The 14,521-nt window shown below is 58.9% G+C and carries 15 protein-coding genes and 1 pseudogene; 6 read left to right on the top strand and 10 right to left on the bottom strand.

The annotated features are described in order from the left end of the window. Position 1: 1 nt before the first annotated feature. Both LPQ25_RS10350 and nasR read right to left on the bottom strand, forming a co-directional pair. On the bottom strand, positions 2-1,258 hold the full coding sequence (locus tag LPQ25_RS10350; protein WP_004175561.1) for a CmpA/NrtA family ABC transporter substrate-binding protein: 1,257 nt from the start codon (positions 1,256-1,258) through the stop codon (positions 2-4). Positions 1,259-1,500: 242 nt separating this feature from the next. Next, complete coding sequence (gene nasR, locus LPQ25_RS10345) at positions 1,501-2,682, bottom strand: nitrate regulatory protein NasR (protein WP_004214922.1); 1,182 nt, start codon at positions 2,680-2,682, stop codon at positions 1,501-1,503. A 67-nt stretch (positions 2,683-2,749) separates the two neighbouring features. Here nasR and LPQ25_RS10340 point away from each other — a divergent pair, with 67 nt between their 5' ends. Both LPQ25_RS10340 and LPQ25_RS10335 read left to right on the top strand, forming a co-directional pair. Then, entirely contained in the window at positions 2,750-3,103 is a 354-nt protein-coding gene (locus LPQ25_RS10340) for a DsrE/DsrF/TusD sulfur relay family protein (RefSeq protein ID WP_002910380.1), read from the top strand. A gap of 237 nt (positions 3,104-3,340) precedes the next feature. After that, the gene (locus LPQ25_RS10335) at positions 3,341-3,583 is read left to right on the top strand and encodes a DUF1883 domain-containing protein (RefSeq protein ID WP_014907377.1); all 243 of its coding nucleotides are present in this window, start codon (positions 3,341-3,343) and stop codon (positions 3,581-3,583) included. Between the two features lie 217 nt (positions 3,584-3,800). Here LPQ25_RS10335 and LPQ25_RS10330 read toward each other — a convergent pair whose 3' ends face one another. After that, positions 3,801-4,481 carry a gamma-glutamylcyclotransferase gene (locus tag LPQ25_RS10330; protein WP_004152258.1) on the bottom strand — a complete coding sequence of 227 codons (681 nt, stop codon included), beginning with the start codon at positions 4,479-4,481 and terminating at the stop codon, positions 3,801-3,803. 136 nt (positions 4,482-4,617) lie between these two features. Further along, positions 4,618-4,848 carry a putative cation transport regulator ChaB gene (chaB, locus tag LPQ25_RS10325; protein ID WP_002910389.1) on the bottom strand — a complete coding sequence of 77 codons (231 nt, stop codon included), beginning with the start codon at positions 4,846-4,848 and terminating at the stop codon, positions 4,618-4,620. Positions 4,849-5,111: 263 nt separating this feature from the next. Here chaB and chaA point away from each other — a divergent pair, with 263 nt between their 5' ends. Continuing rightward, complete coding sequence (gene chaA, locus LPQ25_RS10320) at positions 5,112-6,212, top strand: sodium-potassium/proton antiporter ChaA (protein ID WP_002910392.1); 1,101 nt, start codon at positions 5,112-5,114, stop codon at positions 6,210-6,212. Between the two features lie 86 nt (positions 6,213-6,298). Here the strand turns inward: chaA and kdsA are convergent, their stop codons facing one another. From kdsA to hemA, 6 genes are read right to left on the bottom strand one after another with little or no spacing between them, the layout of a single operon-like run. Further along, the gene (gene kdsA, locus LPQ25_RS10315) at positions 6,299-7,153 is read right to left on the bottom strand and encodes a 3-deoxy-8-phosphooctulonate synthase (protein WP_002910393.1); all 855 of its coding nucleotides are present in this window, start codon (positions 7,151-7,153) and stop codon (positions 6,299-6,301) included. 39 nt (positions 7,154-7,192) lie between these two features. Beyond that, positions 7,193-8,005, bottom strand: a complete 813-nt coding sequence (sirB1, locus tag LPQ25_RS10310) for an invasion regulator SirB1 (RefSeq protein WP_002910395.1) — start codon at positions 8,003-8,005, stop codon at positions 7,193-7,195. 3 nt (positions 8,006-8,008) lie between these two features. Further along, positions 8,009-8,401: an invasion regulator SirB2 gene (sirB2, locus tag LPQ25_RS10305; protein WP_015874914.1), complete on the bottom strand. Its 393-nt coding sequence runs from the start codon at positions 8,399-8,401 to the stop codon at positions 8,009-8,011. Then, entirely contained in the window at positions 8,401-9,249 is an 849-nt protein-coding gene (gene prmC, locus LPQ25_RS10300; RefSeq protein WP_014907375.1) for a peptide chain release factor N(5)-glutamine methyltransferase, read from the bottom strand. Before prmC ends, sirB2 begins: the two co-directional genes overlap by 1 nt. Continuing rightward, positions 9,249-10,331, bottom strand: coding sequence for a peptide chain release factor 1 (gene prfA / locus LPQ25_RS10295; RefSeq protein WP_002910403.1), 1,083 nt, complete (start codon positions 10,329-10,331; stop codon positions 9,249-9,251). Before prfA ends, prmC begins: the two co-directional genes overlap by 1 nt. Before the next feature lie 42 nt (positions 10,332-10,373). After that, positions 10,374-11,630 carry a glutamyl-tRNA reductase gene (hemA, locus tag LPQ25_RS10290; protein WP_002910404.1) on the bottom strand — a complete coding sequence of 419 codons (1,257 nt, stop codon included), beginning with the start codon at positions 11,628-11,630 and terminating at the stop codon, positions 10,374-10,376. Between the two features lie 270 nt (positions 11,631-11,900). Here hemA and lolB point away from each other — a divergent pair, with 270 nt between their 5' ends. The 3 genes and pseudogenes from lolB to prs all read left to right on the top strand — a co-directional run bounded on the left by lolB (position 11,901) and on the right by prs (position 14,489). Next, positions 11,901-12,512, top strand: coding sequence for a lipoprotein insertase outer membrane protein LolB (gene lolB / locus LPQ25_RS10285; RefSeq protein WP_002910405.1), 612 nt, complete (start codon positions 11,901-11,903; stop codon positions 12,510-12,512). Beyond that, positions 12,512-13,358: pseudogene (gene ispE / locus LPQ25_RS10280) on the top strand (4-(cytidine 5'-diphospho)-2-C-methyl-D-erythritol kinase). Before lolB ends, ispE begins: the two are co-directional and overlap by 1 nt. A gap of 183 nt (positions 13,359-13,541) precedes the next feature. After that, positions 13,542-14,489: a ribose-phosphate diphosphokinase gene (gene prs / locus LPQ25_RS10275; RefSeq protein WP_002910407.1), complete on the top strand. Its 948-nt coding sequence runs from the start codon at positions 13,542-13,544 to the stop codon at positions 14,487-14,489. Positions 14,490-14,521: the final 32 nt, after the last annotated feature.

The raw sequence follows: 14,521 nt of genomic DNA, 5'->3' as shown, positions 1-14,521 counted from the left end.
CTCATGCCCCCTTACGTTGAATAGAGAAATGGCGGGCGTAGCCTTCCGGGTCGGACCCGTTCCATACCGTCCCGTCCATTAGTGTGCTGCTGCGCATCCTGGCTGCCGGCGCGCTGATCCCTCCTACCGCCTGGGCGGCAGCCTGCCAGACATCGATGCGGTTAATGCGCGACGCCACCGCGAGGTAATCCGGAGCCTGCTTCAGCAACCCCCAGCGGCGGAACTGGGTGAGGAACCACATCCCGTCCGACAGCCACGGGAAACTCACCTCGCCCCCGGCCCAGAAGCGCATCGGATGGGCATCCTGCCAGCGGCGGCCAAGGCCGTTGTCATACTCTCCAAGCATCCGGCCGGTGAGGTATTGCTCCTTGGTATTGAGCCAGCCGCGTCTGGCGAGCAGGCGGGCCGTCTCCCGGGTGTTCTCCGGCGAGGCGGCGATCCAGCGCTGCGCCTCCATCAGGGCCGCCACCAGCGCGCGGGCGGTGTTCGGGTTGCGTTCCACCCAGTCGCGACGGGTGCCCAGCACCTTTTCCGGATGCTCGGGCCAGATATCCTGGGAAGTGGCCGCGGTGAAGCCGATACGGTCGTTAATGGCGCGGGCGTTCCATGGCTCGCCGACGCAAAAGCCGCTCATATTGCCGATGCGCATGTTCATCACCATCTGCGGCGGCGGCACCACGACGGTGCGCACATCGTTGAAGGGATCGATGCCGGCGCTCGCCAGCCAGTAGTAAAGCCACATGGCATGGGTGCCGGTAGGAAAGGTATGGGCGAAGGTGTAACTGCCCGGCGCGCTGCGGTCGATCAGCCGCTTCAGCCCGCCGAGGTCGGTCACCCCTTTCTCCTGCAGCTCGCTGGAGAGGGTAATCGCCTGGCCATTGCGGTTGAGGGTCATCAAATTGGCCATCGCTTGCGGCTTGCTGGCGATCCCCAGTTCGAGGCCGTACAGCAGGCCATAGAGAATATGCGCCGCGTCGAGCTCGCCGGCCACCAGCTTGTCGCGCACCGCCGCCCAGCTGGCTTCCTTACTCGCCACCAGGGTGATGCCATATTTTTGGTCAAACCCCTTCGCCGCGGCGATGGCCAGCGGCGCGCAATCGGTCAGCGGAATAAATCCGACCCGCACGCGGGTTTGCTCCGGTTTGTCCGAGCCGCCGGCCCAGGCGGCCTGCATCACGCCCGGCAGCAGCATCGCGCCGCCCAGCGCGGCCCCTGCCTGCAGCAAGCGCCGCCGGGAAATTGAAAATTTGTCGCCCATATCCGCTCCACCATGCGCAAAAAAAAAGCGCCCGACAGTGCATACGCACTGCAGGACGCCTTTATCCACGGACACCCGAACCGCCATTGGTTCGTTGCCCGGACTTTTATTCACTTAATAAGTAATGCAAACGGGATGCCAGCTTTGGCAATAGCGCGCTGGCGGGATTTTTCCCAACGCTGGCCGGTTTTTCACCTAAAAGTGCACCGCCGGCAGGCAAAGAATGCTCATCGATTGTGCATCTACTCCTTTGGTGTTAGCGGCCAAATCGCCTTCACCATCAGCAGCGCGCGGGCTATCTCAACCATGCGCTGATTTTTGTCCATGGCCATCTTGCGCAGCGTCTGCCAGGCCTGCTCCTCCTGCATTCCCTGGTGCGTCATCAGCAGACTTTTCGCTTTTTCGATCAGCTTGCGCTCTTCGAGCGCGTCTTTCAGCGAGGCCAGCTGGCTGGAGAGCTGCTGCAGCTCATAGGCCTGCTGGCGCACCAGCGGCAGTAGCTGTTTATCGAGCCGTGGCGTCACGCTATCGTCTTCCTCTCCGGCCTGCCAGCCAGGCGCGTCGTCTGCTAACAGCGCGTCGGTGGCATCCAGCAGATCGTCGATCAGTTGCTCTTCCACTTCACGCAGTTGCTCAAGCCGTTGGGTTTGCAGGCCAAACCAGCGCAGCGCCGTTTCCCCGCCGTCGGCAGCCGGCTGGCGGGTACAGGCGATCCGCCGCAGCTGTTCAATATCCAGACCGGCGTGGCACTGGGTTCTGAACAACTGGACGGTCGCCGGGCTGCCCAGCGCCTGAAAGCTGTCGAAGCAGGGCTGCTGACCGTCAATACGGTCCACCAGCTGCTGGCGCAGGCTGTCGCTGAACTCGCCGCGGGTAAAGCCCAATGCTCCCAGCGCGCGCTCCTGGCCCACCAGCTCTTTTCCCTGCATAAAGCTGTACAGGGCGACCATCCGACCAGCCACCGGCGGATCGTCAATGCTGTCATTGAGCTGCGGGGCGATGTTCAGCAGATGGCGGATGACGCGGCTGAACTGCTCCGTCGCGGCTTCAGCGGCAATTTGCCGGCGGCCGATCTGCGCGCGTAGCGCCGGGAGCTGCGCCAGCTCGTCAACCGCTCTGGCGATACGCCAGCACAGCGCGCTGCCGGCTACCGCGCGCGCCCGTTCGAGGCTGGCATAAAACAGGGCTAGCCGCTCGTCAACCAGCGCCCCTCCCGCCCGACACTCCGCTGTATACAGCAAGCCGCCCGAGCAAAGATAGATATTCGACGCCCCGCGCTCACACTGCAGCATATGCACCAGCGCGCTGAGCTGGCTGGCCAGTTCCCCCAGTTGGCTAAGCTGCTGAAGCTGTTGTTTTTGCAGGCGACGCGCCAGCTGCAGCCAGGCCGTCGCATCATGCGCATGACCAGTCGTATTATTCATACCCCTCCTCCGGGTTAACGCTTTATACTGCCTAAAGCAATAACCGTGCCTTTAAGAAGGAGTTTGTATGCAACGTATTGTGATCATCGCCAACGGCGCCGCCTACGGCAGCGAATCCCTGTTCAACAGCCTGCGCCTGGCCATTGCCCTGCGCGAGCAGCAGTCCGACCTCGATCTCAAGCTGTTTCTGATGTCCGACGCCGTCACCGCCGGGCTGCGGGGGCAGAAGCCGGCAGAAGGGTATAATGTGCAGCAGATGCTGGAGATCCTCACCGCCCAGCAGGTTCCCGTGAAGCTGTGTAAAACCTGCGCGGACGGCCGCGGGGTCAGCGCACTGCCGCTGGTGGACGGCGTGGAGGTTGGCACTCTCGTTGAGCTGGCCCAGTGGACCCTGGCGGCAGATAAAGTGCTGACCTTCTGAATCTGGGGCGCCGAACGGCAGGAAATATCAGGTTTCGCCGCCTGCAGAGGTAAAAAAAACGTTAGCTGAATGCTTTCAGGAACAACGTCATTTTTGTTTAATCTTTATCCCTTTTTTTGATCAAAATCAGCATCCCGACCCGCGCCGTTTGGTGTGATGCACAGAGCAAAGTGTGAACAATATCACGCGAGGACTGGGTGGGCAGGATGCTGTAGCGGGACAGAAACGGGGTATAAAATGGCGATGGTTAAAGCAAGTTTGACGTTATTTGGTGGTGACACGCTGGTGGTGCGGTGCTCAGAGCGCTGCCATATTCATCTGATGAGCGCGAAGGTCCCGGGCGACAGTCATGCGGATATTCTGAGCGTGCAGGATCGGGACAGCGCCTATCTGACGGTGCCCTACAGCGGCACCTGGAACGTGCTTATCGACAGTCACAGCCAGTCGCTGGAGCACTCCATCGGCTACGTGCCGGCCTGACCGTCACTGCCAGAACACATGCCCGGTCATGCCGGGCGTGGGATTCATGACAAACCTCATGCAATCATTGTACTTGCAGATTGCACCAGAAAAATAACAAGGAAAATCAATTTATTGATTTTCGGCTGATAACCACCAGTAAGGAAAAACCACGCTTTTTCCTTACTGGTCAGCAATCGGACGCCCGGTCATGCCGGGCGTTTTCTTTTGCGCGCGCTCAGGCCAGGCCCGGCGTCGGACTCTCGCCCAACAGCGCGCGGACGCTGGCCACCAGGTCATCGAGACTGGCATCGTGCATGCCCAGCTTGCGCAGCGCCTGCTCAAGCGAAAACAGATACTGGGCGTTGGTGCCGAGCGGCCCGCTGGCCCGGGCGATCAGCGGGGCGATAACCTGGGCACTGGTATCCGGTTCAAACAGTGGATGGCGCGGATCCATAATAAACACCAGGGCATTCACCGTCCGTCCGTCGTCCAGCTCCAGCTTGCACCAGGTGGGCAGATAGCAGCCGGTGATCATCTCCCGCTTCCACAGCAGGGTCAGCTCCTCCTCCAGCGTGTCGTCAGGCAGACGATAGGCGACGCCGGTGGTTCGGCCGCCCTCTTTGAGAGCCAGCATGCGTCCCGGCTGGCAGGCACTACCGCGCCCGGCGGTCAACCGCAGGCAAAACGCGCGGTGCCAGCCCGGCAGCGTGCCGGTGCAGGACTCGCGATAATTGAGCGCCGGGTTCCAGATAAGCGAACCGTAGCCAAAGATCCATACTGAGCCATCATCCGGGCGGCAGGCCAGCGTCGCCGCCAGCGAGGCTGCACGTTGTTCTGCCGACCAGAGTAGCGATTCCTCAATAGCGCCAAACGCTGTCTTACAATCCGCATTCATTAAGAAATCACGAGTTAACACTGTTTACTACCTCCGCCACTGCCCGCTTCCCGGCGTTCGTCTCATGCATCCGTCAATATTGCTGAAATATTATCCAGCTTTATCTTTCAATAAGCAATCAGCGGGGCGCTGGCAAGCGAAAATGCGGCGTCAGCGATTATTTTTTCTTATGCCACTTATCATCATCGCCTTTCTCATAGCTGTTCTTCACCGCCGCCCAGGCGACTTTGTGCGCCGTCTCTTCGCGGCTGGCGTCATCGCGCCGCTCGTCTTTATCTTTATATTGATCCCAGGCGCTGTTAAACGCTTCTTTATAAATTTCCTGCGCATGGGCAGGCAGTACATGCTGAACGCTGTCGGGGAGTTCTTGTTTACTGCGATAGGGCATACTGACCTCCTTTTTGAGCATTAAGTTTAAGTCTGGTACGCAGTCGGCTGGCTATCAAGGTCAAAATGAGTAGAAAAATTATTTTAGTAATTATCTGAATAATAAGAACTAAATATAAGTAAACATAAATTATAATAAACTAATCAAGATATCCCTCGATACCAGTAAATTTAAGTAAAAAACCAGCGGTAATTTAGCAAGATCTGTTACTTTACCGCCCTACGTTTTTATAATTATAACACCTGCATAAATGGAGATGGTTCATGACCCATGCACATGAGGCGGTAAAAACCCGCCATAAGGAGTCTTCCCTCGTCTTTCCGGTGCTGGCGCTGGCGGTGCTGTTTTTCTGGGGCAGCAGCCAGTCACTGCCAGTGGTTATCGCGATCAATATCCTCGCGCTGGTCGGCATTTTGAGCAGCGCCTTCAGCGTGGTCCGCCACGCCGACGTCCTCGCCCACCGCCTGGGCGAACCCTATGGCTCCCTGATTTTAAGCCTGTCGGTGGTTATCCTTGAGGTCAGTTTGATCTCTGCCTTAATGGCCACCGGCGACGCCGCGCCGACCTTGATGCGGGATACCCTCTACTCCATTATTATGATCGTCACCGGCGGTCTGGTCGGTTTCTCTCTGCTGCTGGGCGGGCGTAAATTCGCCACCCAATATATGAATCTGTTCGGCATTAAGCAGTATCTTATCGCCCTGTTTCCGCTAGCGATTATCGTGCTGGTCTTTCCGATGGCGCTGCCGGGCGCGAACTTCAGCACCGGGCAATCGCTGCTGGTGGCGGTAATTTCGGCGGCCATGTACGGCGTTTTCCTGCTTATTCAGACCAAAACCCATCAGAGTCTGTTTGTTTATGAGCATGAAGACGACAGCGACGATGACGACCCGCACCACGGTAAACCGTCCGCCCACAGCAGCGGGTGGCATACCGCCTGGCTGCTGGTGCACCTGGTGGCAGTGATCGCGGTTACCAAAATGAACGCTAACCCGCTGGAAACGCTGTTGACCAGCATGAATGCCCCGGTGGCATTTACCGGCTTCCTGGTGGCTCTGCTGATCCTGTCGCCGGAAGGCCTTGGCGCCCTGAAAGCGGTGCTCAACAATCAGGTTCAGCGGGCGATGAATCTGTTTTTCGGCTCAGTGCTGGCCACCATCTCGCTGACGGTCCCGGTGGTCACCCTCATCGCCTTCCTGACCGGCAATGAGCTGCGCTTTGGCCTTGGCGCCCCGGAGATGGTGGTGATGGTCGCCTCGCTGGTGCTGTGCCATATCTCCTTCTCCACCGGACGCACCAATGTGCTGAACGGCGCGGCCCACATGGCGCTGTTCGCCGCCTATCTGATGACCATTTTCGCCTGACCCCGTTTTCCCACCCGGCGGAGTCTGGGCGAAAAAAAGCCTGCCGGTTTTGACGCCGGCAGGCTTTTTTACTGATGCAGTCAGGCTTACTTGCTGGTATCCAGCTCGTCGAAGCTTTTCACCAGATCGTCAATCGCTTTCATCTGTTTGAGGAACGGCTCCAGTTTATCCAGCGGCAGCGCGGACGGGCCGTCGCATTTCGCGTGGTCCGGATCCGGATGCGCTTCAATAAACAGACCGGCGATACCTACCGCCATACCGGCGCGGGCCAGCTCGCTCACCTGCGCACGACGACCGCCGGAGGCTGCGCCAAACGGGTCGCGGCACTGCAGCGCGTGGGTGACGTCGAAAATGACCGGCGAGTTGTTGGAGGCTTTCTTCATCACGCCGAAGCCGAGCATATCCACGACCAGGTTGTCGTAACCGAAGTTAGCGCCGCGGTCGCAGAGGATTACTTTGTCGTTACCCCCTTCGATAAACTTATCGACGATGTTGCCCATCTGACCCGGGCTGACGAACTGCGGCTTCTTGACGTTGATCACCGCCCCGGTCTTCGCCATCGCTTCCACCAGGTCAGTCTGGCGCGCGAGGAAAGCCGGAAGCTGGATCACGTCCACCACGTCAGCTACCGGCTGCGCCTGGCTGGCTTCATGAACGTCGGTGATGATTTTCACGCCAAAGGTCTGCTTCAGCTCCTGGAAAATCTTCATCCCTTCTTCCAGACCCGGCCCACGATAGGAGTGGATGGAGGAACGGTTGGCTTTATCAAAGGAGGCTTTGAAGACGTAGGGAATACCAAGCTTCTGCGTAACGGTGACATAATGTTCGCAGATACGCATCGCCAGGTCGCGCGACTCCAGCACGTTCATCCCGCCGAACAGCACGAACGGCAGGTCGTTCGCTACGTTGATATCACCAATGCTAACCACTTTTTGTTTCATAAGTTCGCCTTATCAGGGTGTAACCGGAATGGTTCCAGACTAATGCAATGTAATTTGTTTATGCGAAATCGTGTTGATCTGCGCGCGGATCATCTCGCTGATCGGATCCTCCGGGCACTGCTCAACGAAATAGCTCAGATCCAACAGCGCCACGTGATCGCAGTCCAGCTGGGCGTATATCAGCCCGCGGTCGCGGATCTCATACGGATCTTCCGGATTAAACTGCAGCAGCGCTTCGCTGGCGCGCAGGGCCAGCTCCATCTGCCGCTCTTCCATCAGCGCCGACTTCAGGGTGTCCAGCAGCTTGCGGATCACCTCGGCGTTATCCGCTTCGTCGAGATCTTCATTAAACAGTTCCGCCACCGGCCCGATGTTGCCCTTCAGCCATACCTCCAGGGTATGCTCGTCGAGGGTCTCGCCGTTAAACGGATTAATCAGCCACATCTCTTCGCTGGTTTCCGGGTCCGCACGCAGCAGCATCTGGGTCGGGAAGATCACCGGCACCACCGGCAGCGCCAGGCGCTGGGCGATCCACAGCAGGATCGCGCCTAACGACACCGCGCTCCCCTGGCGGTTAACCAGCACTTTATCCAGCCATAGCGCGTCGGAAAGACGATACACGCCCTGCGAGGCGCCAAAGCCCCACTCGTCGTAAAACAGCTCCAGCAATCGTTCTATCTGGCGCTCCTGGTCCCACGACGGCGCAATCTCCTCCTGCGCGAGGCGCAGCAATCGCTGCAGCTCTTCCTCGACAAAACGCGACGGAAAATCGTCGCGGACCTGTTCAGAAATGAGGACCATGCCATCACACAATGGCGCTTTGTTAAATTCGAAATCCGCTAATGACCCCATGACCTACCCCAGTATCGGTATTCTTGTGATGGCGAGTTGAATGATGATAAACAACACCACCAGCGCCAGCAGGAACGCGATAAAGCGGCTCTGCTGGCTGCGCGGACGACGACGGCCCAACGCGATAAAACCTAATGCGACGTAAATGATAACGCCAAACAGCTTTTCAGTCAGCCATGCGCCGTCTTCTGTGAACGGCAGGTAGTGCGTTATCGCCATTAACCCCGCGCCGCTGAGAAACAGCAGCGTATCGCTGCAGTGCGGCGCAATTCGCACCCACCGCTGGTTCAGCAGCGGGCTCTGGTGATACATCCACCAGTAACGTAAAACGAACAATCCTACCGACACCGCCACTGTGGCAATGTGCAGGTAGAGGACAGCCGTGAATAAGTTCATCAGCCAACATTCTCCATGTCGGGTAAACGTCCGAGGGTCAGACGCTCATTGTCGCCATAGTCGCGACAGGTCGCGACGTCCAGATAGCCCGCTTCGCGGAACAGCGCGCGAACCGCCTCGCCCTGAGTCCAGCCATGCTCCAGCAGCATCCAACCGCCGGGCTGCAGATACTGCCGTCCCTCGCGGATGATATGCGCCAGATCGGCCAGCCCCTGGTCGCCTGCGACCAGCGCCGTCAACGGCTCAAAGCGCACATCGCCTTCGGCGAGATGCGGGTCGGCGGCGTCGATATAGGGGGGATTGCTGACGATCGTGGCGAAGCGCTGCCCGGCCAGCGCGCTAAACCAGTCGCTTTGACTTATCGTCACATTAGCGATGCTCAGATGTTCGGCATTGCGCAACGCCAGCGCCACGGCGTCCGGCATCACGTCCACCGCGGTGACCTCACAGTCCGGACGTTCGCTGGCCAGCGCCAGGGCAATGGCGCCGGTCCCGGTGCCGAGGTCGAGAATACGGCACGGCGCGGTTGGCAGACGCGCCAGCGCCTGCTCTACCAGACATTCGGTATCCGGGCGGGGGATCAGCGTCGCCGGGGAGACGAACAGCGGCAGCGACCAAAACTCGCGCTGCCCGACCAGATGAGCAATAGGTTCCCCGCGCTGGCGTCGCACCAGGAGCGCCTCCAGCTTCGCCGCCTCGTCAGCAGAGAGCGTCGTTTCACCGAAGGCCAAAATCCAGGTTCGCGCCCGGCCGGTAACGTGTCCCAGCAGGATCTCGGCGTCGCGTCGCGGGCTGTCGCTCTCCGCCAGGCGGGCGATCGCCTGCTGCAGCCAGGCCTGAAAGGTCATCATTCCTGCTCGGACAGCGCCGCCAGCTGATCGGCCTGATGTTCCTGGACAATCGGCTCAATCAGCATGTCGAGTTTGCCCTCCATCGCCTCATCCAGACGGTAGAGCGTCAGGTTGATGCGGTGGTCGGTCACGCGGCCCTGCGGGAAGTTATAGGTGCGATTGCGGTCGCTGCGGTCGCCGCTGCCCAGCAGGTTGCGGCGCGTGGAGGCTTCCGCCTGCTGACGTTTGGCCACTTCGGCGGCGCGGATGCGCGCGCCCAGCACCGACAGCGCCTTGGCTTTGTTTTTATGCTGAGAACGCTCGTCCTGGCACTCCACCACGATGCCGGTGGGCAGGTGGGTAATGCGGATAGCCGAGTCGGTGGTGTTAACGTGCTGACCGCCTGCCCCGGAGGAACGGAAGGTATCGATGCGCAGATCCGCCGGGTTAATGTCCGGCATTTCGGCTTCCGGCAGCTCCGGCATCACCGCCACCGTACAGGCGGAGGTGTGGATCCGCCCCTGCGACTCGGTGGCCGGCACGCGCTGCACGCGATGACCGCCGGATTCAAATTTGAGCCGACCATAGACGCCGTCACCGCTGATCTTGGCGATCACCTCTTTAAAGCCGCCGTGCTCACCTTCGTTGGCGCTGAGGATCTCTACCTGCCAGCGGCGCGATTCTGCGTAACGGGTGTACATGCGGAATAGATCGCCGGCAAACAGCGCTGCTTCGTCGCCGCCGGTCCCGGCGCGCACTTCCACGAAGGCGTTACGCTCGTCATCAGGATCTTTCGGCAGGAGGAGAACCTGCAGTTGTTGCTCCAGCTGGTCGCCTTTTTCTTTGGCGTCACGCAGCTCTTCCTGCGCCATTTCGCGCATTTCCGGATCGTCGAGCATCATCTGCGCGGTTTCAATATCCTCCTGCACCTGACGCCAGTCGGTATAGCAGCGCGCCACATCGCTCAGTTGAGCATACTCCCGCGACAGCGCGCGGAATTTATCCTGATCGGCAATCGTCGCGGCATCGCCGAGCAGCGCCTGCACTTCTTCATGGCGCTCGTACAACGCTTCCAGTTTGGCAACAATAGAAGACTTCATAGGCGTGAATTCACCCTGTCCTGAAAATAAGAGAAAGGTGCGCTATTCCAGCCCGAGGCTGTTGCGCAGAATATGCAGACGTTCGTCGTCCCCGTCACGGGCGGCCTGCTGAAGAGATTTGGTTGGCGCGTGGATCAGGCGGTTAGTGAGCTTGCGCGCCAGATCCTGCATAATTTCCTGGGCATCACCGCCCTGCTCCAGCGCGGCCAGCGCTTTCGCCGTCAGCTCCTCACGGACCTGCTCAGACTGAGAACGGTATTCGCGAATGGTCTCGCTGGCGCTCTGCGCGCGCAGCCAGGCCATAAATTCGCTGGTTTCCTGCTCGACGATCGATTCGGCCTGCACCGCGGCAGCCTTACGCTGCGCCAGGTTATGCTGAATGATGTTTTGCAAATCGTCGACGCTGTAGAGGTAGGCGTTAGCCAGTTTGCCGACCTCTGGTTCAACGTCGCGCGGGACGGCGATATCCACCAGCAGCATCGGCTGGTTACGCCGCGCCTTAAGCGCACGCTCCACCATGCCTTTGCCGATGATCGGCAGCGGGCTGGCGGTGGAGCTGATAATGATGTCGGCCTCTTTCAGCCGTTCGTCGATATCGCTGAGGGCTATCACCTCGGCGCCCACTTCCTCCGCCAGCGCCTGGGCGCGTTCACGGGTGCGGTTGGCGATCACCATTTTGCGCACGTGATGTTCGCGAAGATGGCGCGCTACCAGCTCAATGGTTTCACCGGCGCCGACCAGTAACACGGTGACGCTGGAGAGCGATTCAAAGATTTGCCGCGCCAGGGTACAGGCGGCGAAAGCCACAGAGACCGCGCTGGCGCCGATATCGGTTTCGGTACGCACGCGCTTAGCCACTGAAAAGGATTTCTGGAACATCCGCTCCAGCTCGCTGACGTTAAGATGGCCGCGGCTGGAGTCGGCGAAGGCTTTTTTCACCTGGCCGAGGATCTGCGGCTCGCCCAGCACCAGCGAATCGAGGCCGCTGGCGACGCGCATCAGATGGCTGACGGCGTCATTATCCTGATGCCAGTAAAGGCTTTTTCGCAGGTCTTCTTCGTTGAGGCCGTGGTAGTTGCACAGCCAGCGGATCAGCGCTTCCTGCAGGTTATCCTGCTCTTCGACGCTGAGATAGAGTTCCGTGCGGTTGCAGGTCGACAGCACCACCCCACCCTGCACCATCGGCTGAGCCAGCAAGCTCTCCAGCGCCTTATCGAGCGTTTCCGGCGAAAACGTGACGCGTTCTCGCAGGGCGACCGGAGCTGTTTTGTGATTGATGCCAAGAGCTAAAAGGGTCATTGTGAGGGAGTAGTACCAGCGTTGCTAAGGTTAGTCTGAGTGCATCATACAGGATGCGCGTAATCAATAAAAGAGAGGCTCCCCTTTTGGAGTAATAGTTAAAGCAAGACCGCCATTAAGGTTAATTTTTTGATTTCAGACAACTTGAACGTAGACGCTATCGCCCGGCGACGCTAGCATTAAGGGTTATAAATGTAACCTGCTACACAAATCGGCCCGCTGTTCCCTGCCGCCGTTTTTCCCTGTAGACATCAAGGATTTGTCATCATTATGAATCGACTGTTCCGCCTGCTGCCGCTGGCCAGCCTCGTCCTCACCGCCTGTTCTCTTCATACGCCGCAAGGGCCTGGCAAAAGCCCGGATTCGCCGCAGTGGCGTCAGCACCAGCAGGCTGTCCGCAGCCTCAATCAGTTCCAGACCCGCGGGGCGTTTGCCTATCTTTCCGATGAGCAAAAAGTCTATGCCCGCTTCTTCTGGCAGCAAACCGGCCAGGACCGCTATCGCCTGCTGCTTACCAACCCGCTGGGCAGCACCGAGCTGTCGCTGACCGCGCAGCCGGGCAGCGTGCAGCTGATCGATAACAAAGGCCAGACCTATACCGCCACTGATGCCGAAGAGATGATTGGCCGTCTGACCGGGATGCCGATCCCGTTGAACAGCCTGCGCCAGTGGATCATCGGCCTGCCGGGCGACGCCACCGACTATTCGCTGGACGATCGGTACCGTCTGCGTGAACTGAACTATACGCAAAACGGCAAAACCTGGCACGTGACCTACGGCGGCTACACCAGCGATACCCAGCCAGCCCTACCGTCCAATGTCGAGCTGAACAATGGCGCTCAGCGCATCAAGCTGAAGATGGATAACTGGATCGTGAAATGATGACCCGCTGGCCCTCTCCTGCAAAACTGAATCTGTTTTTATATATCACCGGCCAGCGGGCCGATGGTTACCATACCCTGCAAACGCTGTTTCAGTTTCTCGATTACGGCGATACGTTGACCATCGAACCGCGTAGTGACGGCCAACTGCGTCTGCTGACGCCGGTGGCCGGCGTGCCGGACGAGGAGAATCTGATCGTTCGCGCCGCGCGTCTGCTGATGCATGCCGCCAGCGAAAGCGATCGCCTGCCGGCGGGCAGCGGCGCCGATATCAGTATCGATAAGCGCCTGCCGATGGGCGGCGGCCTGGGCGGTGGCTCCTCCAATGCCGCCACCGTGCTGGTGGCGCTCAACCATCTGTGGGGCTGCGGTCTCTCGGAAGATGAGCTGGCGACTCTTGGCCTTCAGCTGGGGGCCGATGTGCCGGTTTTCGTGCGCGGCCATGCCGCCTTCGCCGAGGGGTGGGTGAAATACTGACGCCGGTAGAACCCGAGGAAAAATGGTACCTGGTGGCCCACCCGGGGTCAGTATTCCGACGCCGATCATTTTTCGCGATCCGGAGCTACCACGAAATACCCCGCGCCGGTCAATTAATACGTTATTAAATTGTGAATTCAGCAACGATTGCGAGCTTATCGCAAGAAAACGTTTTCGCGAGGTTGATGCCGCGCTTTCCTGGCTGTTAGAATATGCGCCGTCACGCCTGACCGGCACAGGGGCCTGTGTGTTTGCTGAATTTAACACCGAATCCGCTGCCCGTCAGGTGCTGGACACTGCCCCGGCATGGCTAAATGGCTTTGTGGCGCGCGGAGTTAACCTTTCGCCGCTCAAGCAGGCCCTGCTCTGAATCCTGCGCCGTGATGGCACATTGATAATGAGTCAGCCGGGGAAATTGAGTTACGGTGACAACGTCACCCTGTTCCAGACGTTGCATCGTGCTCTTTAAATACACCGACTGGATCGAATGGCGCCATCCCGCACATTATTGGCCCATTCATCCACCACTGGACGCATGCCTGAGGTTCTTCTCGTGCCTGATATGAAGCTTTTTGCTGGTAACGCCACCCCGGAACTAGCACAACGTATTGCCAACCGCCTGTACACTTCTCTTGGCGACGCCGCTGTAGGTCGTTTTAGCGACGGCGAAGTCAGCGTACAAATCAATGAAAACGTACGCGGTGGTGATATTTTCATCATCCAGTCCACTTGTGCTCCCACCAATGACAACCTGATGGAACTGGTTGTTATGGTTGATGCTCTGCGTCGTGCTTCGGCAGGTCGTATCACCGCCGTTATCCCTTACTTCGGTTATGCTCGTCAGGACCGTCGTGTTCGTTCTGCTCGTGTGCCAATCACCGCAAAAGTGGTGGCGGATTTTCTGTCCAGCGTCGGCGTTGACCGCGTGCTGACCGTTGACCTGCACGCAGAACAGATCCAGGGCTTCTTCGATGTGCCAGTCGATAACGTGTTCGGCAGCCCAATCCTGCTGGAAGATATGCTGCAGCTGAACCTGGACAACCCGATTGTGGTTTCTCCGGACATCGGCGGCGTCGTGCGTGCCCGCGCTATCGCTAAACTGCTGAATGATACCGATATGGCTATCATCGACAAGCGCCGTCCTCGCGCCAACGTCTCCCAGGTGATGCACATCATCGGCGACGTTGCCGGTCGTGACTGCGTGATGGTCGACGATATGATCGACACCGGCGGCACCCTGTGTAAAGCGGCAGAAGCGCTGAAAGAGCGTGGCGCGAAACGCGTATTCGCTTACGCGACGCACCCAATCTTCTCCGGCAACGCTATCCAGAACATCAAAAACTCTGTCATTGATGAATTTGTCGTCTGCGATACCATTCCGCTGGCACCAGAAATTAAAGCGCTGGATAAAGTGCGTACTCTGACGCTCTCCGGTATGCTGGCTGAAGCTATTCGCCGTATCAGCAATGAAGAATCTATCTCTGCTATGTTCGAACATTAATCGAGCCCAGCACAAAAACCCGCTGCGGCGGG

It is taken from the genome of Klebsiella sp. KPN54798 (genome assembly GCF_021184225.1).
Classification (GTDB): Bacteria; Pseudomonadota; Gammaproteobacteria; order Enterobacterales; family Enterobacteriaceae; genus Klebsiella; species Klebsiella pneumoniae.
This window is presented reverse-complemented; position numbering and strand designations above follow the sequence as displayed.